General features: G+C 72.1%; 19 protein-coding genes and 1 pseudogene. 9 read left to right on the top strand and 11 right to left on the bottom strand.

The window, feature by feature from the left end; all coding sequences use genetic code 11:
- Together ABT360_RS21975 and ABT360_RS21970 are read right to left on the bottom strand one after the other, a co-directional pair.
- Nucleotides 1–1,242, bottom strand: a 1,242-nt coding sequence (locus tag ABT360_RS21975) for an MFS transporter (RefSeq protein ID WP_351818991.1), incomplete at its 3' end; no start/stop codon positions are given.
- 94 nt (nucleotides 1,243–1,336) lie between these two features.
- Nucleotides 1,337–1,840 (bottom strand): cupin domain-containing protein, encoded by a 504-nt coding sequence (locus ABT360_RS21970; RefSeq protein ID WP_351818988.1) that lies wholly within the window; start codon nucleotides 1,838–1,840, stop codon nucleotides 1,337–1,339.
- A 396-nt stretch (nucleotides 1,841–2,236) separates the two neighbouring features.
- On the opposite strand from ABT360_RS21970, the pseudogene ABT360_RS21965 reads away from it, so the two are divergent.
- Nucleotides 2,237–2,440 (top strand): annotated as a pseudogene (locus ABT360_RS21965) (hypothetical protein); the annotation flags it as partial.
- 49 nt (nucleotides 2,441–2,489) lie between these two features.
- Complete coding sequence (locus tag ABT360_RS21960; protein WP_351818985.1) at nucleotides 2,490–4,007, top strand: SDR family oxidoreductase; 1,518 nt, start codon at nucleotides 2,490–2,492, stop codon at nucleotides 4,005–4,007.
- Between the two features lie 69 nt (nucleotides 4,008–4,076).
- Here ABT360_RS21960 and ABT360_RS21955 read toward each other — a convergent pair whose 3' ends face one another.
- From ABT360_RS21955 to ABT360_RS21935, 5 genes are read right to left on the bottom strand one after another with little or no spacing between them, the layout of a single operon-like run.
- Nucleotides 4,077–4,967 (bottom strand): STM4011 family radical SAM protein, encoded by an 891-nt coding sequence (locus ABT360_RS21955; protein ID WP_351818982.1) that lies wholly within the window; start codon nucleotides 4,965–4,967, stop codon nucleotides 4,077–4,079.
- 9 nt (nucleotides 4,968–4,976) lie between these two features.
- Complete coding sequence (locus tag ABT360_RS21950) at nucleotides 4,977–6,335, bottom strand: STM4012 family radical SAM protein (protein WP_351818979.1); 1,359 nt, start codon at nucleotides 6,333–6,335, stop codon at nucleotides 4,977–4,979.
- A complete protein-coding gene (locus tag ABT360_RS21945) occupies nucleotides 6,332–7,138 on the bottom strand; it encodes an STM4013/SEN3800 family hydrolase (protein WP_351818997.1) in 807 nt (268 codons plus the stop codon). The genes ABT360_RS21950 and ABT360_RS21945 overlap by 4 nt, the downstream gene beginning before the upstream one ends.
- A 25-nt stretch (nucleotides 7,139–7,163) precedes the next feature.
- The gene (locus tag ABT360_RS21940; RefSeq protein WP_351818975.1) at nucleotides 7,164–8,282 is read right to left on the bottom strand and encodes an STM4014 family protein; all 1,119 of its coding nucleotides are present in this window, start codon (nucleotides 8,280–8,282) and stop codon (nucleotides 7,164–7,166) included.
- A 15-nt stretch (nucleotides 8,283–8,297) separates the two neighbouring features.
- The gene (locus ABT360_RS21935) at nucleotides 8,298–9,263 is read right to left on the bottom strand and encodes an STM4015 family protein (RefSeq protein WP_351818973.1); all 966 of its coding nucleotides are present in this window, start codon (nucleotides 9,261–9,263) and stop codon (nucleotides 8,298–8,300) included.
- Nucleotides 9,264–9,437: 174 nt separating this feature from the next.
- Between ABT360_RS21935 and ABT360_RS21930 the strand changes: the two genes are divergently transcribed.
- Both ABT360_RS21930 and ABT360_RS21925 read left to right on the top strand, forming a co-directional pair.
- Nucleotides 9,438–9,764 (top strand): hypothetical protein, encoded by a 327-nt coding sequence (locus ABT360_RS21930; RefSeq protein WP_351818970.1) that lies wholly within the window; start codon nucleotides 9,438–9,440, stop codon nucleotides 9,762–9,764.
- A gap of 51 nt (nucleotides 9,765–9,815) precedes the next feature.
- Nucleotides 9,816–10,850 (top strand): DUF6745 domain-containing protein, encoded by a 1,035-nt coding sequence (locus tag ABT360_RS21925; protein WP_351818967.1) that lies wholly within the window; start codon nucleotides 9,816–9,818, stop codon nucleotides 10,848–10,850.
- Nucleotides 10,851–10,866: 16 nt separating this feature from the next.
- Here the strand turns inward: ABT360_RS21925 and ABT360_RS21920 are convergent, their stop codons facing one another.
- The gene (locus ABT360_RS21920) at nucleotides 10,867–11,490 is read right to left on the bottom strand and encodes a mycothiol-dependent nitroreductase Rv2466c family protein (RefSeq protein ID WP_351818964.1); all 624 of its coding nucleotides are present in this window, start codon (nucleotides 11,488–11,490) and stop codon (nucleotides 10,867–10,869) included.
- Nucleotides 11,491–11,626: 136 nt separating this feature from the next.
- Here ABT360_RS21920 and ABT360_RS21915 point away from each other — a divergent pair, with 136 nt between their 5' ends.
- The gene (locus ABT360_RS21915; RefSeq protein WP_351818961.1) at nucleotides 11,627–12,688 is read left to right on the top strand and encodes a hypothetical protein; all 1,062 of its coding nucleotides are present in this window, start codon (nucleotides 11,627–11,629) and stop codon (nucleotides 12,686–12,688) included.
- A 114-nt stretch (nucleotides 12,689–12,802) separates the two neighbouring features.
- Here the strand turns inward: ABT360_RS21915 and ABT360_RS35410 are convergent, their stop codons facing one another.
- Nucleotides 12,803–13,486 (bottom strand): hypothetical protein, encoded by a 684-nt coding sequence (locus ABT360_RS35410; protein WP_444852301.1) that lies wholly within the window; start codon nucleotides 13,484–13,486, stop codon nucleotides 12,803–12,805.
- Between the two features lie 230 nt (nucleotides 13,487–13,716).
- On the opposite strand from ABT360_RS35410, the gene ABT360_RS21905 reads away from it, so the two are divergent.
- Nucleotides 13,717–14,520, top strand: a complete 804-nt coding sequence (locus ABT360_RS21905; protein ID WP_351818959.1) for a hypothetical protein — start codon at nucleotides 13,717–13,719, stop codon at nucleotides 14,518–14,520.
- A gap of 31 nt (nucleotides 14,521–14,551) precedes the next feature.
- Here ABT360_RS21905 and ABT360_RS21900 read toward each other — a convergent pair whose 3' ends face one another.
- A complete protein-coding gene (locus ABT360_RS21900) occupies nucleotides 14,552–14,875 on the bottom strand; it encodes a hypothetical protein (protein WP_351818956.1) in 324 nt (107 codons plus the stop codon).
- Between the two features lie 190 nt (nucleotides 14,876–15,065).
- On the opposite strand from ABT360_RS21900, the gene ABT360_RS21895 reads away from it, so the two are divergent.
- From ABT360_RS21895 to ABT360_RS21885, 3 genes are all read left to right on the top strand, one after another.
- Entirely contained in the window at nucleotides 15,066–15,980 is a 915-nt protein-coding gene (locus ABT360_RS21895; RefSeq protein WP_351818953.1) for an AurF N-oxygenase family protein, read from the top strand.
- 24 nt (nucleotides 15,981–16,004) lie between these two features.
- Complete coding sequence (locus ABT360_RS21890; RefSeq protein WP_351818950.1) at nucleotides 16,005–17,654, top strand: FAD-dependent oxidoreductase; 1,650 nt, start codon at nucleotides 16,005–16,007, stop codon at nucleotides 17,652–17,654.
- Between the two features lie 622 nt (nucleotides 17,655–18,276).
- Nucleotides 18,277–19,287 (top strand): isopenicillin N synthase family dioxygenase, encoded by a 1,011-nt coding sequence (locus tag ABT360_RS21885; protein WP_444852300.1) that lies wholly within the window; start codon nucleotides 18,277–18,279, stop codon nucleotides 19,285–19,287.
- Between the two features lie 188 nt (nucleotides 19,288–19,475).
- On the opposite strand, the gene ABT360_RS21880 is transcribed toward ABT360_RS21885, so the two are convergent.
- Entirely contained in the window at nucleotides 19,476–20,675 is a 1,200-nt protein-coding gene (locus ABT360_RS21880) for a PP2C family protein-serine/threonine phosphatase (RefSeq protein ID WP_351818946.1), read from the bottom strand.
- Between the last annotated feature and the right edge of the window lie 78 nt (nucleotides 20,676–20,753).

Here is a 20,753-nt window from a genome sequence, read left to right as displayed (position 1 = left end):
CGCCCGGGGCTGCACGCCCAGCCGGTCCCAGTCGATGATCGCGGCGGGCTCCGCGCCCCGGTAGAGCAGGTTCAGCGGGTGGAAGTCCCCGTGCATCAGGGTGTAACCGGCGCCTTGGCCGACACCGAGCACGAGGAGACCGGGGACCAGTGCACCGTACGAGCCGCCCGTCGCCATGGTCGCTCCGACGGCCACGGCCCCGACACCTCCCACCCCCAGCGACGCGACCATCACCGGCCGGATCCCGTACCGGGTGGCCAGCCGGCCCGCGCCCTGCGAGCCGACCGCGATCGCGGCCATCGGCACCAGGAAGGCCAGCCCGGTGGTCAGCGCGTCGTACCCGTGCACACCCTGGAAGTACACGGTCAGGAAGTACAGCAGCGTGCCGAAGGTGCCCATGTAGAGGAACGTGACGACCGTACCCACGCTCAGATTGCGGTTGCTGAACAGGCGCAGCGGCAACAGCGGGTCGGGATGGCGCAGTTCGACCGCGACGAAGACGCCCAGCAGGACGGCGCCCGCGACGGCGGCGGTCAGGACGGCCGGTGAGAGCCATCCCGCCTCCGGCCCCTGCACCAGGGCGAACACCACGGCGGTGACCCCGATCGTCGAGGTGAGGGCGCCCCCGACATCCACCGAACGCCCGCCGCCGCGCGGCGTGTCCGGTGCGATCACCGAGAAGGCGAGCAGGGCCGCCGTACCGGCGAGTGGCACGTTGACGAAGAAGACCGACTCCCAGCCGAACGCGTCCGTCAGCACACCCCCGAGCAGGGAACCCAGGATCAGCCCGCTGCCGCCTGCCGTGCCCCACACCGCGAACGCCCGGTTGCGCTCGCGTCCTTCGGCGAAGCCCGTGGAGACGAGCGTGAGCGTCGCCGGGAACAGGAACGCGCCGCCGACACCCTGGACCGCCCGGGCCGCGACCAGCACACCGGGTGCTTCGGCGAGACCGCCGAGCAGCGAGGAGACCGCGTACAGGCCCAGCCCCACGGCGAACATCCGCCGCGGTCCGAACAGGTCGCTCGCCCGCCCGCCCAGCAGGAGCATGCCGCCGAACGCGACGGCGTACGCGCTGACCACCCACTGCAGGCTCTGTGCCGAGAAGCCCAGGCCGGAGCCGATCTCGGGCAACGCGACGTAGACGATGTTGTAGTCGATCGAGATGATCAGCTGGGCGAACGCCAGCAGTGCCAGGGTCGCTCCCGGGCGGTGCCGCGGATCCTTCGCGTCGATGGACGCCATGACGAGTTCCACTTTCCGGACGAGGTGCGCGAAAAAAGGGAGGCGGGGTGACGGCCGGGCCGCCGACGGGAAGGGCGGCGGCCCGGCCGCGGTTTCAGCGCTCGGCCAGCGCCTTCGACCACACGGGGCTCTCGAAGTAGTGGTTGTCGTAACGCTGCGAACTGTCGCGGATGTCCTGGACGGTGGCCTCGCCGCGGTAGACGCGCTCCAGCAGCCGGTAGTAGTCGAAGCGGTCCAGGCCGGGGGTGAAGACCACCAGCATTTCCGCCTCGCTGCCGGGGGCCGGCGCGAAGGCGTGCGGCACGGTCGGCGGGACGGTCAGGAAGTCGCCCTTGCCCAGGGTCAGGACCTCGTCGTCCACGAGAATGCGCATCGTGCCGTCGAGGACGAGGAACATCTCGGTGGCCTTGGTGTGGAAGTGCGCGGGAGCCCCCGGCGAACCCTTGCGGAACGTGGCCTTGTTGGCGGTGAGCGCCCCGCCCGTCGTGCCCGCGTCCGCGAGCAGCGTGATCAGGCTCGTCGCGCCGTCCTGGAGGGACTCGGCGTCCTCGGCCCGGACGAGGACGGGTCCGGTCGGCTGGTTCGTGGTGGGGTTCATGGATTCTCCCTGATGTCCGGCCCGGCTTCTCACCGGCGATTCCTGCTGACACGAATGAATCTACGGGCTTCAAAGACCCATGAAAGGGTGCATTCAATGGCCTGATGCATGGGTCAATCCGGGTGACCAGGGCAGTGCTCTTCCCCATGGGCCCGGACACACACGCCCATCGAGATCGGCGACCGCCGTCCGGGTCGGGCCGCCGCTTGCCCCCGCCCAACTGCCTGAGCCGGACAGCCCCGACACCGGACCCTGAGCACATGGTCGCGAACCCGCCGGCCCGAGCCTCATGCCGCTTCCCGGCAGCCGCCGCAAGGGGGGCGGGATCCCCTGGCCGCGGGGCGGCGTCCTCGTCCGGTGTGGACATGGATGCGCATACGGGGGCGCCGGGGTCCGCTGCCCCTGGCGCGGATCGGCCAGGCCATGGCCCGCTCCGCCACCGTCGTCGACCTACGTCCCCTCCCCGCCACCGGTAGCGACCATCTGCCCGTCGCCTCCCGCATCCATGTGAAGCCGCCGGCCGGTGGGCCTCGCCGTCCCGCGCGGCGGACAGGTGCCCCCGGCAGGAAGCGCGGTCGCACCGCCGGGTCGATGCGGTGATGATCGGTTCCAGGGACACGACGCCGGACGACGGGCGAAGGAGCGAAGTGTGAACACGGGCCGGACTCCGCACGGCGAAGAGCTGCACTGCCTGGTGACCGGGGCCACGGGCTACATCGGCGGACGGCTGGTGCCGGAGCTGCTGAGCGAAGGCCACCGGGTGCGCTGCCTCGCCCGTACGCCCGCGAAGCTGCGCGACCACCCCTGGGCAGGGGACGCCGAGGCGGTCGGGGGCGACGTCACCGACGCCGCGTCGGTCGCCGAGGCGATGCGCGGCATCGACGTGGCGTACTACCTGGTGCACGCGCTCGGCACCGGGCCGGGCTTCGAGGAGACGGACCGGACGGCGGCCCGGATCTTCGCCGAGCAGGCGCACCGGGCGGGAGTGCGGAGGATCGTGTACCTCGGCGGGCTGACACCCCGGGGCGTACCGGAGCACGAGCTGTCCCCGCACCTGCGCTCCCGCGCCGAGGTGGGGCGGACCTTCCTCGGCGGTCCGGTACCCGCCGTCGTGCTGCGTGCCGCGGTGATCATCGGCTCGGGCTCGGCGTCCTTCGAGATGCTGCGGTACCTGACCGAACGCCTCCCCGTGATGGTCACCCCGAGCTGGGTGCGCACCAGGATCCAGCCCATCGGCGTCCGTGACGTGCTGCGTTACCTCGTCGGCTCGGCCCGGATCCCCGCCGGGGTGAACCGTACGTTCGACGTCGGCGGGCCCGACGTCATCACCTACCGGGACATGATGCGCCGCTATGCCACCGTCGCCGGGCTGCGCCGCCGGCTGATCGTGCCCGTGCCCGTCCTCACCCCGGGCCTGTCCAGCCACTGGATCGGCCTCGTGACCCCGGTACCCGCGTCCATCGCCCGTCCGCTGACCGAGTCGCTGCGCCACGAGGTGGTCTGCCACGAGCACGACATCACACGGTACGTTCCCGACGGCCCCGGGCAGCCGCTGCCGTTCGACGAGGCACTGGCGCTCGCGTTGCGGCGGGTGCGGGACGCGCGGGTCGCGACCCGGTGGTCGTCGGCCGCGGTGCCCGGCGCGCCGAGCGATCCCCTGCCCACGGACCCCGAATGGGCGGGCGGCAGCCTCTACCAGGACGAGCGGCAGCTGCCCGTGGACGCGTCGCGCGAGGCGCTGTGGCGGGTGATCGAAGGCATCGGCGGGGACAACGGCTGGTACTCCTTCCCGCTGGCCTGGGCCGTCCGGGGGTGGCTGGACCGTTTCGTCGGCGGGGTCGGCCTGCGGCGCGGGCGCCGGGACGCCGAGCGGCTGCGGGTGGGCGACTCGCTCGACTTCTGGCGGGTGGAGGAGATCGAACCGGGGCATCTGCTGCGGCTGCGCGCCGAGATGCGGCTGCCCGGCCTGGCGTGGCTGGAGATGTACGCCGAGACCGGCGGCGACGGCCGCACGCGGTACCGCCAGCGGGCGCTGTTCCACCCCCGAGGCCTGCTCGGGCACCTGTACTGGTGGAGCGTGTGGCCGTTCCATTCCGTCGTGTTCGGCGGCATGGCCCGCAACATCACCCAGGCGGCGGCCAAAGGGCTGGCCGCCAGAAAGCCCTGACGACCCGTTCCCCATCAGGGGCACCATCACCGTCGCGGCCGTCGTGTGCACGTCGGGAGCCGCGCCCGGTCAGCGAGCCGTGACTCCCTCGGGCCGCGGAAGACCGGCCACCACCGGCAGATCCGCGGGGACGCGTTCGAGGACCCCGCCCGCGAACACGTCGTACAGGGGCAACGTCTCCAGGTGGACGTACCCGATGTGGCAGTCGCACCGCGCCAGCGGGCAAGGGCGCGGCACGAGGGCGGAACGGTAGGAACCGTCGTAGAGATTGCCGAGTTCGGCGCGCACGAAATGGCAGCGGCGGACCGTTCCGTCACCGTCGACCGAGATCACGGACTCGCCCGTCCGGCACGGCAGCCCGGCCGAGCGGTGGGGACGGCGGCTGTACGGGAAGAGAGGATCGAGTGCCGTCCACGTCGCCGCCTCCTCGTCGGTGTACGTGTGGCCCTCGGCGGCGTTCACCCACAGGTAGACGTGCGACGGCAGGCCGGCGCGCAGCCTCCGGGCGTGCTCCAGGTGATCGGGCAGGCCGACGACACCGACGCTGAAACGGATCCCGCGGTCCGCGAGCTCCCGGGTCTTCGCCAGGAACCGTTCGTACGCGGTCTGGCCCGGGTGGTACGTGCACCACAGCGCGACGGTGTCCGCGCGGGTCTCCGCGAGCCAGTCGGTGCGGCAGCTGAGATTGGTCTGGATGGCGACCCGCCCGACGTGCGGGGCGTGCGACAGCTCCACCAGGGCCCGCCGGTACCAGGAGCGCACGAGCCCCTCTCCCCACGGGGTGAACAGCACGGAGAGGCGGTCACCCGTCTGCGCCGTGGCCCAGCGTGTGAAGCGCTCCAGGGCCGCCCGGTCGGCGCGGAGCTGGGCGCGGGTGTCACGCCGCTTGGCGAAGGGGCAGTAGGGGCAGTCGTAGTCGCAGGAGGCGAGGGGGCCTCGATACAGGAGCGTCAGATCCACGGGTGGTGCCTACTTCGGTTCGTACGCGGCCATCGCGGCCCGTACGGCGGGAGAGAACAGCTCGGGACCCAGGGCGTCGGAGTGGGCGAGCCCCTCGGGCGAGAGCCGCAGCAGCGCCGGACCGCTGCCGTCGAGCCAGCCCCGGGTGGTGAACGCGGCGAGCTCGGCGCGGAAGTCCTCGTACGGGTCCGATCCGAAGCGGGCCCGGTAGTCGTCGACCGGCAGGCCCCGCGCTTGCAGCAGGGACTGCAGGAGATGCCGGCGGCGCGCCTCGTCCCCGTCCATGAAGCGGCCGTGCACCGCCTGGCCGAAGTCCTCGGTGCCGGTGTAGTCGTCGATGATGGCCCGTATCTCGCCCATGCCGACCGCGTAGTCGAAGGAGTAGTGGAGGGCGGAGGTGTAGGAGCGGGCGCCGCAGCCCAGGCCGATCATGCCGTCCGTCTGGCAGGCGTGGTCGTCGGGACCCTGCGCGGGCGCGTCGGCGCGGCGGAACATACGCATCGACACCTGCTCGTAGCCCTCGGCGAGGAGGTGGTCGCGCCCCCGCCGGTAGAGGTCCAGGCGCTGCTCGTCCCAGTCGCGGTCGGTGTGGGCGGTGCGCCGGGCGAGCCCGGTGAGCGGACGCACGTACAGCGGGTACAGGTACAGCTCCTCCGGCCGCCAGGCGAGTGCGGCGTCGAGAGAGGTGCGCCAGGTGGCGGGGGTCTGCCCGTCGATGCCGTAGATGAGGTCGATGTTGAGGACGGGAACGGCGGTGTCCCGGATCCTGGCGAGGGCGGCTTCCACGTCCGCCCGCCGTTGCGGGCGCACCGCCGCCCGTGCTTCCTCGTCGATGAAGCTCTGTACGCCGATGCTGAGCCGGGTCGTGCCGCGCCCGGCGAGGACGGCGAGCCGGTCGGCGGTGGCCGTGGCGGGGGACGTTTCGACGGAGAGCGGGACCGCGCGCAGGTCCGCGCCCATGCGCTTCTCGGCGATGTCGCAGAGCCGGTCCAGCTCGTCGGCGGTCAGAAAGGTCGGGGTGCCGCCACCGAAGGCGGCGTTGGCGAAGCGCACCTGCCCGGGCGCCGTGCCGGCACCCGCGCCGGTCCCGGCGTCATCGAGCGCGTCGCGGACGGCGGTGGCCTGCCGGTCGAGGGCGTCGAGGTACCGGCCGGTGAGACCGTCGGGGGCCCCGATCCGGGTGAACAGATTGCAGAAGCCGCAGCGGACCTCGCAGAACGGTATGTGCAGGTACAGCGAGAGCGCGTCCTTGCGTTCCCCCTGCCACACGTCCCGCAGCGCGGGCCGACCGGGCAGCGGGCGGTAGGCGGTCTTGTGGGGGTAGGCGTAGACGTAACTCTGGTAGGGGCGGGGAGTGGCGCTGGTCATGCGGACGGCTCCAGGAAGAAGTGGGCGTACGGCACCGTCCACACGGCCTCGTGGGCGAGCCGGTGGCCGGTGTAACCGTCGTCGCCGTACGTGGTGCCGTGGTCGGAACAGACGATGGCGAAACAGCGGCGCCGGGAGCTCATCGCGGTGAACAGCCGGCCGATGTGACGGTCGATGTACTCGAGGGCGGCGGCATGGGTGGCCCGGCTGTCCCCGTCTTCCCGGGTGGCGCCGGGCAGATGGAACCAGTTGGGCTGGTGCAGCGCCGACGCGTTGAGGAAGAGGAACAGCCGTTGCTCGGCCGGCAGCGCGGCCACGACCTCCTCGGCCCGCTCGACCTGGGCCTCGAAGGAGGTGGGGGACGCCACACCGAAGTCCGGCTCCCAGTGGCTCTCCTGGAACAGCCCGGGCAGGACGTCGCCCAGCGCACCCTGCTTGTTGAAGAACCCGACACCGCCGACGCACACCGTCCGGTAGCCCTCGGCCGCGAGCGCGGACACCAGATCGGGCGTGTCGAAGACATACGTGTCCCCGGCGGTGGTCTCACTGCCGGTGAAGCGCGCGGCGAACAGCCGGGCGTGCGGGCCCGGGGCGGCGGGGGTCGGCAGGAACCCGGCGAACATCGCCTGGTGGGACGCGTAGGTGAAACTGCCGGGCGCGTGCCGCTTCTCCCAGGCGCCACCGGGCAGATGGCGGGCCAGGTGGGGGATGCGCCCGGCGGCCGCCAGTTCGGCGGCCACGTCGTGGCGGAGGGTGTCGAGCGTGACCAGGAGCAGGTCGTCACGGCCGACGACCTGGTTCATGTCGGGCAGCCGGCCGGTGCCGGTCTCAAGCGGTCGCACGGTGGTTCCTTACGGCGTGGTGCGGTGTGCGCCGCCGCAGTACGGCGGCGACCTGGGCGCTATAGGTGTCCAGGCCCTCGGCTCCGCTCCCCGGCAGGCCGGTGAGGCCGGGCAGCAGATCCCCGAAGGCGTTGACCTCGGCGACGGCGAACCGCCGCCAGCCGGTGGACGGGAGGAGGTCGACTCCGACGCAGAGGGTGCCGGGCAAGCAGGCCGCCGCACGTTCACCGATGTCCAGGGCGTCCGGCCAGCGCCCGCCCATGGCCTCGGTCGCGGCGGCGAGGTCTCCGCGGGTGCCCCCGAGGTGGAGGTTGGTCATCGGCGCGTGGCTGGTACGGACGACGGCGTGGGTGGCCCGGCCGTCGACGACGACGATCCGCAGGTCCGCCCGGCGCCCCCCGAGGGACGCCTTCGGCCACCACCGCTCGATGTGCAGCCCGTCGGGCGCGAGGGCGTCGACCAGCGCGGCGGCCTCCCGCTCGTCGGTGACGCGGCGCACGCGCAACGAGTTGTGGAGCCGGCCGCCCACCGACTCGACGGAGGTCGTGGCGCGGATCCGGCCCGGCCCGCCCGACTCGAGGGCGAGGATCCCGGACGCGGACGAGCCGTGCGCGGGCTTGACGAACACCCGCCGCATGCCGTGCGCCGCCATCAGGGCCCGCACGTCGTCCCAGCCGCGTACGGGCGTACGGGCGCCGGACGTGGGCGACTCGGGCACCGGCACCCCCGCGTCCAGCAGGACCCGGTGGCAGCGTCGCTTGTCGAACAGGACGGCCACCTCGTCCGGGTCGTCGAGCCGGACGCCACCGCTCAGGGCCCCGACGGCCGCGGTGAACCGTGCGTACCAACGGGCGCCACCCTCGACCCGGGTGGGGTCGTCCACCTCACGCAGGAGCCGGTCCACCGCGGAGTTCTCCCCGGGCGAGTCGAGCCGTACGACCTCGTCCCCGGCGAACACCGCGCCGCCGTCACGCAGCACGGACGTCCAGGACACGACGCGGGGGGCGGGGAGCCCGGCGGCCCGCACGGCGTCGGCGAACAGGGTGACGCGGCGGTTCTCCGGGTTGCCGACGACCGTGAACCGGATCGGGGATGCCTGAGTCATGGGCGCTGAAGTCCGCTACTCGCCGACGGCCACATAGCGCCACACCCGGCCGTCCCATTCCTCCTCGTCGGCGTTTCCCGGGGCGAGGTCGAGCGCCACACCGGCGCTTCCCAGCACCTGGGCGAAGCGGTCCCTCATCGGAGCGCTCAGGTAATTGTGGTGGAGGTCCAGGCTCTTGAGGTGGGTGAGGGGCTGGCCTTCGAGCAGTGCGGTCGCGCCCTCCTCGGTGAGGACGCCCATGGACAGATCGAGGGACTCCAGCCGGGCGACGACGGGCGCGGAGGCGACGGCGGCCGCGATCTCGTCCTGGTAGTCGCTGTTGCGCAGACCCAGATGACGCAGGCGCGGCAGCCGGGCCCCGTCGAGGATCGGCGCCACGTCGGAGATCTCGCTGTCACCCCCGTAATTGGCCGTGCCGAGCCACAGGTCGAGCTGTTCGAGAGCGGGCAGGTCGCTGGAGGCGATCCCGCGCACGACCTCGGCCGGCATGCCACCGGTCTCCAGGGTGAGGGAACGCAGCCGCTGGTGCGTGATCGTGCGGAACACGAGCCCGGTGCCGCCCCGCGCGCCGAACTCCTCCAGCTCGGGGAAGGACTCCAGCACCCGTGTGACATCACCCTGGTTGATCCAGGAGATCTCGCACTCCTCCGCTTCCATGTCGCCTATGAAGAGAGCGCGAAGGGCGGGGAACTTCGCACGCGCCTCCACAAGGATGTCGATCACCGGCTTGACGCCGGCGTCGTCGTCGTACGCCTCCTCGCAGGGCCCGGTGACGAGGGCGCGGACCCGTGTGGTGTCGACGGCGGCGCAGAACCGGGCGAAGGCCTCCGGCCAGCCTTCCTCGCTGTCATAGACCTCGGTGGAGACGCGCCAGGCGACGGAGTCGGCCGCGGGCAGCTCCACCCCGCCGGCGTCCTCGCGCAGCGGGAAGTCGAACACGGGCAGCCCGTACGACTGCCGCAGATGCTCCGGGTAGCTCATTCCTCTGCCGCTCCTCGCCTTGTCGCGTTGTGATGTGCTGCAAGTTGTAGCAAGCGGCACTGACAACGCCCGTGGCGGGTCACCGGCCGGCGCCGCTCGCGGGTCGTTGTCAGACCCTCCCCGTACTGTCCGAGACGGATCGGCGCACCGTGCGCCGACGGGGAGGGGACACGTATGTACCGGCAGGGAGACGTGCTGATCGTGCCGCTCGCGGAGACGGCGGTGCCGCCGCATGCCGTGGACGCGCCGGAGGAACCGCGGGATGCGAGAGGGCGGATGGTCCTGGCGCTGGGTGAAGTGACGGGGCATGCGCACGCGGTCGTCGGCCCCGGCCGACTGGTGCGCGAGCCCGGTCCGTTCGGGCCGATGCTGCTGCACCTGCCGGACGGCGGGCGGGTGGTGCACGAGGAGCACGCCCCCATCCCGCTGCCGAAGGGCTGGTACCGGGTGGTGCGGCAGCGGGAGTACGTGCCGGGAGCCGTGCGGCTCGTCGCGGACTGAACGGCGGGCGGACAGCGGACGGCGGAACGACAGGAGCAAGGAGGGGACGCGATGACGGACACTTATGGGGACACGGCGTTCTGGCGGGCCGTCGCGACGGCCACGGAGCCCGCGCGGCGTGCGGAGGCGGAGGCCGGAGTACGCCTCGCCTACCGGAGGGCCGGGCTGGCGGAGCCGGAGCGGATCGTGTGGGCGGCCTCGCCCCGGGACGCGCTGCGGCTGCTGGCCTCGGGCGACGCCCCGACCGGGCCGGAGGCGCGGGGCCGCAGCGTGCGGGAGGAGATCCGCAGCAGGCCGTGGGCGGCCGAGCGGAACCGGTTGCACGAGCGCTTGGGTGCGCGGGGCTGGGGACGGCGGTGGACCCTGACGGGCGCCAGGCTGTGGGAGACGACGCAGGCACTGACGGCACGGATCCGGACGGGTGTCGTCGAGGAGCTGGCCGAGGGACGTGACGAGGAGGCCGGGATCCGGTTGCTGCTCCTCGACGCCGTCCTCGGCCAGCACGACGCCGCCTGGCTGTGCGCGTTCGACCCGGAGGAGGGCTCGGCGCTGGACGGGCTTGCCCGGGTGGCCCGTACGGCCGGGTGGTGGTGGCCGTACGAGCACCTGGCGGTGATCAGCGAGCGGCCGGTGGAGCTGCACCGGGACGAGGCGGGCCGCCTCGACCGTGCGGACGGACCGGCCCTCGCGTACCGGGACGGCTTCGCGCTGTACGCCTGGCGGGGCATGCCGGTGCCGGGGGAGTTCCTGGCGGAGCTCGCGGCGCTGACGGCGGAGCGGATCCGTGACGAGGAGAACGCCGAGCTGCGCCGCGTGATGCTGGAGCACTTCGGTTACGACCGCTATCTGAGCGAGTCCGGGGCACGGCCCGTGCACCGGGACGAGACCGGTGTGCTGTGGCGGATACCGCTGTCGGACGACGAGGACGTGGTGATGGTGGAGGTGGTCAACTCCACGCCGGAGCCGGACGGAACCAGCCGCACCTACTGGCTGCGTGTGCCTCCGTCCACGCGGACCGCGAAGGAGGCCGTGGCCTGGACGTTCGGTCTGGCGGCCGAGGCGTACGAGCCGCTGCGCCAGACCTGACCGCCGGAGGAGCCCGTCAGTCGAAGCTGAGGCTCCCGGTCCGGGTGCGCTTCATCTCGAAGAAGTCGGTGTGCCCCGCGAGGGTGCGGAACGCGTCGAACAGGCGCACCGCCTCCGCCCCGCGCGGGACGGAGTTGAGGACCGGACCGAACCAGACGGCGCCGCCGACGTGCATGGTCGGCGTACCCACGTAGCAGTCGGCCGCCGGGTCCTTGCCCGCGTCGTGGCTGCGCCGCACCGCCTCGTCGTACGCGGGGTCGTGTGCCGCGGCCGCGAGAACGGCGGGCAGGCCGAGCGCGGCAAGGGCGTCGGTGACGACAGCGTCGAAGTCCTGGTTCTTGTCGTGGTGGATCCGGGTGCCGAGGGCCGTGTAGAGGTCACGCAGCACGGACTCACCGTGCTGCTCCGCGGCGGCGGCCGCCACCCGCACCGGGCCGATGGACCTGTCGACGAGGTCCCGGTACCAGTCGGGCAGTTCGTTGCCGAGGTTGTGCAGGTACAGGCTCATGACGTGGAAACGGACGTCGAGGTCGCGGTGGTGCTCGACCTCCAGGATCCAGCGGGAGGTGATCCAGGCGAAGGGGCAAGCGGGATCGAACCAGAAGTCGACGGTGGTGCGGTGCTGTTGATCGGTGCTCATGCCGGGAAGGCTGCCACGCGGCGGCCGGGATGGCCCGGGCCATTCCCGGTGCGGGGCCATGGGCCATTTCCTCCCGCACGTCGAAAGCTGCTGGCCTTCGGCGGACCGTCCTGTCAGGCTTTCGATCATGAGGGAGATGGGGGACGTACACATCGACGTCGTGCCGCTCGGCTCGACGGAGGCGCCGCCCGGAAGGGTCGTGAAGGTCGGTGGAGGACGGCTGTGCGTGCGGACGCGCGACCGCCTGGAGGTGCACCACCGGGAGGAGTTCCTCGCGGGTGTACGTGAGCCGGTAGGTGTGTGCGAGTTGGCGCCCGGGGCGCAGGCGGATGCGCTGCCCGACGGCGGGTTCGTCGTTGCCGGGGCCTCGTCCGTGCGCGCGGTGGCGGGCGGCGGGGCGACCCGGTGGGAGGTTCCGCATGACGCCTGGCACGGCGGTCACCGCCCGCCGCGGGCGCCGGGCGCTCCTGCGGTCAGCCCGTGCGGGCGGTTCGTCGCGGCCACCGTACCCACGCTCCTGTCCACGGAGGAGACCGCGCAACGGGCGGTCCTGGTGCACGACGGGCCACCGCGGCGAGGTTATGGACGGGACCGCCTGCTGTTGCTGGACGCGGTGACCGGGGACATCCGGGCCGAGCAGCCGGTGGCGGCTGTCTCCGGGGCCCTCGCCCTGCGGTGGCGCGAGGACGGCGCGGTGCTCGGGGCGTCCTTCTGGACGGCCTGGTACAGCTGGGCGAGCTACTGGATGGAGCCGTCGGACCACGGTCTGCGGATGCTCGGCGGTGGGATGGACCGCCACGAACTGGCGGGATTCGTGCCCGGGTCGTCGCGACTCGTGACGATCCGCCGCGCCGAGGGCATGAGCCTCGATGACGACCGCTACGAACTGGCTCTGGAGGACGCGTTCGTCCCGCACCGTACGACGGTGCTCGACTTGAACGACCTGTCGTGGGACGTCGAGAACGACGACTTCGGGCACGCGTACCCGCTGGACGCGGCGCATGTCCTGGTGACCGCCGACTGGGTACCCCGGCAAGGGCCCATGGAGCAGACCCACTGGCTCCTGGCGTCGGTATCGCTGCGCCCGCTGGGGCGGTTGCGCTACCCCCGGCCGGTGACGGACACCGTCGTCGCTCTCGGCGACGGCACGTGGCTCACCCACGACGGCGGTCGGCTCCACCGCTGGAGGCGGGCCTGACCGTCGGCTCCGCACGCGGGGCACGACACCGGCAGGGGAGCCGGCACCCCGGGTGACGATCTAAGGCTTGTCCCGCATTCTTCGCGATTCTTCGCGGGTGCTGACGGTGGGCGGTCAGCGCCTCTCCATCAGTGTCGAGTAAGCCCTCTCAAGGCCTTGGGCGTAGCCAGCCCCCAACTCGACGTAGACGTGCCCGCTGGCCGCACAGGCTTCACGCAGGGCAGTGCTTTGTTCCCTGACCCACACGGCGATGTCCCGATAGGTGGTGTCATCGGCTCCGTCGAGCCAGTCCGGGGCGGCCCTCAAGTGTTCGGTGGTCAGCTCCGCGTTCCCAAGGAAGACGCAGCTCAGTGGCATCCCGAGACCAGCGGCGGCGGTGGCTGCCGCCGGCGTGACGATGTCGCCCTCGACCACATAGCCGTCCAGGGGATCGGAGTCGTCGAGGCTCTCCGCGGTGGCACGGATGAACTCAACCAGGAAGGGCTGCGCCGGTACGGCCTTGTCCGGGTGCGTGCCGTGGCGCACGCCGTGCTGGGGGGCGGCGCGCTGCAGCATCGAAACCAGAGCGTCGGTCGGGCATCCGGGGATGCCGTCCCGTTCCAGCAGCATCCACGCGAGGGTGCTCTTGCCCACCCGTGGCGGGCCGCCTATCAGGTAGATCACGTGCAGACAGTACCCCGGGCGGAAGTTCGGGTGATCTCGCGGTGGCAAAGTCGCCACCAACTTGACGCTGCGCCAGCTCGCCCCGCTGTTCGGCATCTCGAAGTCCGCGGCCGACCGCATCATCATGAGCGGCATCGCCCGAGTGCACAACCTGGCCCTCGCCGGATATGCGAACAGCCCTGCGGGGCAGCGGTGCTTGCGACCCTCAGAAGATCATTGCGGAACAAGCCCTAGGGTGGGCCACCATGTGGCCAGAACAGCAACAGCCGTTGAGCGGTGACCAGAACCCCGGGGGAGGGCAGCCCAACCCCTATGCGCAGCCGTACCCGCCCACCGTTCCGCAGAGTGCTCCGGTTCCGGCCGTCATGTCGCAGCCCAAGCCCCCGCGGGGCTCCGGAAGGACGGCCGCGGTCGTCGCCGTGGTCGCGGCCGCCGTGGTCGCCGCCGCGGCCGGTGTCACCGGCTACCTCGTCCTGGGCATTTACGACAAGCCCGCGCCCCGTCCCGGCCCCGCGGCCGGCGACGCCTCCCCGTCCGTGCCCCCGGACGACCGCGGCGCCGGCACCGCCCACCGGCCCGTCATCCCCGGGTGGAAGACCGTGGTCAACACCAAGAGGGGCATAGCCTTCGACGTTCCGCCGGAATGGGCTCCCAAGGCGGCCTCCTGGGTGAGCTGGGTCAGCGACCGCAAGGACCCCGAGGACACGCCCCTCATCGGCTTCGCCGCGCCGGCGATGCTCAAGGAACAGTGGTGCCGGTCGGACGACGACAGGGACGGCGTTCCCGAGGACACCCCGCTCGCCTCCGCGGGCTCCCGCAACGAGAAGGACGCCAGGACCCCCGAGGAAGCCGCCCGCAAGAGCGTGGAGCTGTGGGTGTTCGGGGCCTACGCCCAGCCCGACCGGAGCAAGGTGAAGCTCGGGGCGCTCATGCCCTACACCACTGCCTCCGGCCTGAAGGGCACGGTGGCTACCGCTTCGTCGTCCGGCGCGTCCGGCCCCGGCAAGTGCGACACCGACGGCACGGCCACGACCTTCGCCTTCACAAGCCCGAAGGGCGACATCCTCTCGTGGACCTTCCTGGGCGTGACCGGCGTGCCCGACCAGGTCCCCGACGACACCGTCCGGCGGATCCTCGGCACCGTACGCCTCACGGGCGAGTCCCCCTGAGACCCGTAGGCACTGTCGACCAGGTGGGCGATCAGGTGGGGGAGTACAGCACCAACGCGTAGAACCCGCGATGCCGATCGTGGACAGCTCGCTGAAGGGCCGAGCGGCGCCGGTCGCACGGGGCCGGGGCCGTGCGCTTCCGGGCCAGGCACAACTCGGGGAAGCGGCGGATCTCGTTGACCACCAGGTGGCGCAGCGCCACCCTCACGGGCCGGATCATGCCCTTCTCCCAGGCCTCCGCGGTCCCGACCAGTGCGGTGCGGAGGCCGTCCCCGTTCAGCGGCGGCGCGGTGGTGCCTTCGACGGCTTTGCCCAGGACCACTTCGAGCGCGTCCCCGATGACCGCCGGGAACAACGCGGTTACGAGTGGACCCCTTGCCTGAAGCGAACCGAGCCGAACCGAGCCGAACCGAGCCGGCGGGGGCATCGCGTGGAGATTTCTACTCGGGGGTAGGCCCGAGCGGCCCTCCTGCTGTACGGTCCGTCCGACAGCTTGCTTACATCTTGTCTAACAGGGAACGCCGCTCGATCCGAGGAGCCCCAGCATGGCTAGCAGCACTGTCCGGCAGGAGACCCAGAACGGGCCCCACGCACACGATGTCGCCCGCCGCCTGCTCGACTCGGCCGCGACACTGTCGTACGACCCGGCCACCGAGGTCGACTGGGAAACGCCCCTGGACAAGAACTTCCACGGCGCCAGCCCCGAGTGGAGCACCCTCTACGGCACGGCCTACTGGCGCGAGATGGACGACGCGCAACGCAAGGAACTGACGCGCCAGGAGGCCGCGTCGGTGGCCAGCACCGGCATCTGGTTCGAGATGATCCTCCAGCAGATGGTGCTCCGTGACATCTACGCCAAGGACCCGACCGAGCCGGGCTTCCAATGGGCCCTGACCGAGATCGCCGACGAGTGCCGGCACTCGATCATGTTCGCCCGCGGAGCGAAGAAGCTCGGGGCACCGGCCTACCGGCCGCGCCGGATCGCCGTCGAACTCGGCCGCGCCTTCAAGACGATCGCGTTCGGTGAGGCCGCATACGCCGCCATCCTCGTGGCCGAGGAGGTGCTCGACGTCATGCAGCGCGACTGGATGCGCGACGAGCGCGTCGTGCCGTTCGTACGCACCATCAACAACATCCATGTCGTCGAGGAGTCACGGCACATGAAGTTCGCCCGCGACGAGACGCGCAGGCGCCTCGCGAACGCCGGGTGGCTGCGCCGTCAGATCCACGCCGTCCTCATCGCCATCGCGTCCTACGTCATCGTCACCAGCATGGTGAACAAGGACGTGTACCGGAACGCCGGCCTCGACCGCGAGCGCGCCGTCCGTGAGGCCAGGGCCAATGAGCACCACAAGTCCCTGATGCGGTCGAGCTGCGCCGGGCTCATGGAGTTCCTGGCCTCCGCCCGCCTGCTCACCCGGCCGGCCCTGGTGTTCTACAAGCGCGCCCACCTGATCTGACCCGAGCGGGACTGAGCCGACGACATGACCTACGCCATCACCCAGACCTGTTGCAGCGACGCCACCTGCGTCGCCGTATGCCCCGTCAACTGCATCCACCCCACCCCCGACGAGCCGGAGTTCGGCACCACGGACATGCTGTACATCGATCCGCGGTCCTGCATCGACTGCGGCGCCTGCGCCGACGCCTGCCCGGTGGACGCGATCTTCCCGGTCGACGGCCTGGCCGAGTCGCAGAAGGAGTTCGCCGGGATCAACGCGTCGTACTTCCGCGACGAACAGCCCTCCACCGTCGACGACGGGCCCAACTTCCACCCCTGGGGCGCGCCACGCTTCGAGCGCAGCCTGCCCGCGGACTTCGCCCCGATCCGGGTCGCGGTCGTCGGCACCGGCCCGGCCGGCATGTACGCCGCCGAAGACCTCCTGCTGCACACCAACGCCGAGGTGACACTGGTCGACCGCCTGCCGGTGGCGGGCGGCCTCGTGCGGTACGGCGTGGCTCCGGATCACCCCGGGACCAAGAAGATCGGCGACACCTTCGCGCGGTTCCACTCCCATCCCCGCGTGCGGATGCACCTCGGCATCGACGTGGGCCGGGACATCACGGCGGAGGAACTCGCCGCCCACCACCACGCGGTCGTGTACGCGGTGGGCGCCTCCGCCGACCGCCGGCTCGCCATCCCCGGCGAGGACCTCCCCGGCAGCCTCTCCGCCACCACGTTCGTCTCCTGGTACAACGCCCACCCGGACGTCACGGCGGACGCCGTCGAACTGTCCGGCGAGCGGGTGGTCGTGGTCGGCAACGGCAACGTCGCCCTCGACATCGCCCGGATCCTCGTGTCGGATGCCGACGCGCTGGCCGCCACCGACATCGCCGATCACGCGCTGACGGCCCTGCGCACGGCGCCGGTGCGCGAGGTCGTGCTGCTCGGGCGGCGCGGCCCCGAGGACGCCGCGTACACCAGGTCCGAACTGCGCGCCCTGCGCCACCTGGAGGGTGTGGACCTGGTGGTCGACGACCACGACCCGCGCATCGGCGAGGCGATCGACGGGGCCGGAGCGGCGGACAAGGCCGCGCTGCTGCGGGACGTCACCCGTGAGGGGATCGACTGGTCGCGGCCGCCGGCGCCGGGGCGCCGCATCGTGTTCCGCTTCCACTCCGCGCCCCTGGAGGCCCTCGGCGACGACAAGGTCCGCGCCGTACGCGTCACGGGACGGAGCGCGGAGCGGACGATACCGGCCGGCATGCTGCTGCGCGCGGTCGGCTACCGCGGGGTGCCCGTACCGGGCCTGCCCTTCGACGATGCCACCGGCACCGTTCCGCACGAGGCGGGCCGGGTACCGGGCCGGCCGGGTACGTACGTCGTCGGATGGATCAAGCGCGGCCCCTCCGGCGGCATCGGGACCAACCGCGGCTGCGCCGCCGAGACGGTGGGGACGCTGCTCGCCGACGCGGTCGCCGGGGCGCTGCCCGAGCCGGCGCACCCGGCGAAGGACTTCCCCCGGCTGCTACGGCGCCGCAGCCGCGGAGTCGTCGACGCCCGCGGGCTGGCCGCCATCGACCGGGCCGAGCTCACCCGGGGCCGCCGCGACGGCCGGCCCAGGGTCAAACTGACCACGATCGAGGAGCTGACGGCGACGGCGAAGCGCGGCCGCTGGGGTCCGCGCGCCTGAACGGCCCCACCGGCCACGGCGGCCACCGCGAGACCGTGCCCCGACGCACTCCTCAGCGTTGCGTACGAGCACCCCGGCGCGACCACGCCGTCCCGGCGCCCGGCAGCCCGACCGGGCGACCCGGGCCGAACCAGCCGCCGAACCAGCCGCCGCACCGGCCCCCGGCCCCGGGCCCGCAGGCCCCGGCCAAGCACCCCCGGCCGCCATGTCGTGCGGCACTCCCACGCGCCATGGCGACCGGTGCGGCCCCTCCGGGACGGTCATCGGGTCTCCCGTCCGGCGGGGGCGCCCCGGAACCGAGCCCACGAGGCCGACCCGTATCGATCGGCACTCGCCGAAAGGGGCCGATGCGGCCAACGTCTCCGTTCCGGCGCAGCGGTGCGGGCCGAGCTCGCCGGGTGACTCCTCGCGCGATGCGCCGACACATGGGACCACGCACGCGTCACGGCCATGAGCTGTCCGCCGCAGGACCGACCCTCCTGCTTTACGTCCCCCTCGGTCCTGTCGCGGACACGCGGTCCCCGGGTCCACCCCTGCCGGCGGCTCTCCGTACCCCCGCGATCCCGCCATCTCCGGGGGCAGGGCCTCGTCACATCGCGAACGGAAGGCCATCATGCCGTCCATGCCACAAGCGTTCCCGGGCTCCCTGCCCGTCATCGATCTCTCCATGGCCGACGACCCCGCGACCCGGGAGTCGTTCCACAAGGAACTCCACGACGCCGCGCACGCCGTCGGGTTCCTCCATCTGACCGGGCACGGCGTCAGCCCGGCGGAGACGGACCGGATCCTCCGCGTCACCAGGGAGTTCTTCGCGCTGCCGGAGGCCGATCGGCTGGCCGTGAGCAATCTGCGTTCGCCGCACTTCCGCGGCTACACCCGCGTCGGGCACGAACTCACCGGCGGCCGCTCCGACTGGCGCGATCAGCTCGACGTCGGCGCCGAACGACCCGCGCCCGCGCTGGGCCCGCACGACCCGGCGTACCTGTGGCTGGAGGGCCCCAACCAGTGGCCCGCCGCCCTGCCGGAGCTCCGTACGGTGGTGCTCGCCTGGCAGGACCGGCTGGCAACGGTGGCCCACCGGCTGCTGCGGGAACTGCTCGTGTCCATCGGGGCGCCCGGCGACTTCTTCGACGAGGCGTTCGCCGAGCGACCCCACCTGCACACCAAGCTGATCCGGTACCCCGGATCGGCGCCCTCCGGCAGCGGCCAGGGGGTGGGCGCCCACAAGGACTACGGCTTCCTGACGCTGCTGCTCCAGGACGGTGTGGGCGGTTTGCAGGTCCGCTCCGGTGACACGTTCCTCGAAGTGCCGCCCCTGCCGGGCGCGTTCGTCGTGAACCTCGGCGAACTGCTGGAGATAGCGACGAACGGCTACCTCGCGGCGACCGACCACCGGGTCGTCAGCCCGCCGGGCGCGGTGGAGCGCTTCTCCGTGCCCTTCTTCTACAACCCCCGCCTCGACGCCGTCATCGACACCGTCCCGGGTGCCTATCTGAGCCAGGCGCCGGGCATCGAGCACGACCACACCAACCCTCTGCACGCCGAGTACGGCCGCAACGAGCTCAAGGGCTGGATCCGGGCCCATCCCGAGGTCGCCCGCCGCCACCACCCCGAGCTGGTCGACGCCGACTGAGACCGACCGGCGGTACGGGCACCGGGACCCGGACCCGCACCGCACCGGTCAGCAGGCCTGGGGCCAGGTGCCCGGCCGGGACCTCGGGCAGTTTGTTCTTCAACCCGGCCGACAGGCCCCGGTCATGCGCCGTCTTTGCGATCACCGGGTTGGCGCGTTCCGCCGTTCCGTACGCCCCCGCGCCCGGTCTACGCGTACCGGGAGACCCGCCGGCCGGTCGCGTCGGTGCCGTACCAGTCGAGGCACAGCACGGTGGCGTCGTCCGCCAGCCGGTCGCGGCACGCCGTCCGCACCGAGCCGACCAGGGCGGTGACCGTCTCGCGCGGATGGAGTCCGCGGGTGTCGCGGACCACGGCGGGCAGGTCCACTGCCGCCGCGGCGCGTTCCTGCATCCCGTCGGTGAGCATGATCAGCCGGTCACCGGGACGCAGGCCCAGTTCCTGCACCTTGTACGGGGTGGGGGAGGGCACCCCGAAGGGGAGGTTGACGGAGAGGGCGAGCTCCTCCACCGTGTCGTCCCGCAACCGCAAGGGGCGCGGGTGACCGGCGTTGACCAGTTGGACGCCGCCCCTGTCAAGGTCGATGCGGAGCAACTGGCCGGTGGCGATGCCGCAGCCGTGGTCGACCAGGGCCTGATGCGCCCGGCGGGCCTGCTCCGCGATGCCGCAACCCGCCCGTCTGGCGCCCCTGAGCGCTCCCACCAGAAGGGTGGCCAGCAAGGCGGATTGGGTGTCGTGCCCCATCGCGTCGGTGATGGACAGGTGCAGTGTTTCGCGGTCCAGCGCGTAGTCGTACGTATCACCACCGATGTCATCGGCGGGCACCAGTCCACCGGCCACGGAGAACTGTGCCGCCTCACAACACGAGGCCGACGGCAGCAGGTTGTGCTGGATCTCGGCGGCCAGGCTGGTCGGCGTGGTACGCCGACTGCAGTGGTAGAGGTCGGTGAACCGCCGGTCCGTGACGATGATGTACGCCAACGCCCGTGCCGCCTCGTTCACTTGGCGCAAAATCAGCTCGTCCGTGTGCGGCAGCGTCATCTCCAGGACGCCGATGCAGTCGCCCCGGTTGGTGACCGGCGCGACGACCCGCCGGGCGCCGGCGCCGTCCGGCTGCACATGCAGGCGTTGTGACAGCAGCACCTTCTCGTACACACTGCCGCGCAGGCCGATGCGCGTGGTCCCGTCCCCGCTCCGTTCGGTCCGCACTCCATCGGCGATGGCCAGCCGGACCAGTTTCTCCCCGATGAGATCCGCGAACAGGAAGGAGACGCACACCGCGTGAAAGCGCTTTTGCAGGTGACGGGCGACGACGTCGACGGACTCCACCGGGGAAGCGTCCGCCGCCTCGGCCAACACGTCCCCGAGTCTCAGAGCTTCACCGTCCACAGCAGCCTCCCTTCGCTGCCGCTACTTCTTCCCCCCGTTGTCCGGTTCTCACCTCCGAGTCGATGGCCACGACCGACG

It is taken from the genome of Streptomyces sp. NPDC000229, assembly GCF_040300825.1.
In the GTDB taxonomy this organism is placed as follows: Bacteria; Actinomycetota; Actinomycetes; order Streptomycetales; family Streptomycetaceae; genus Streptomyces.
This window is presented reverse-complemented; position numbering and strand designations above follow the sequence as displayed.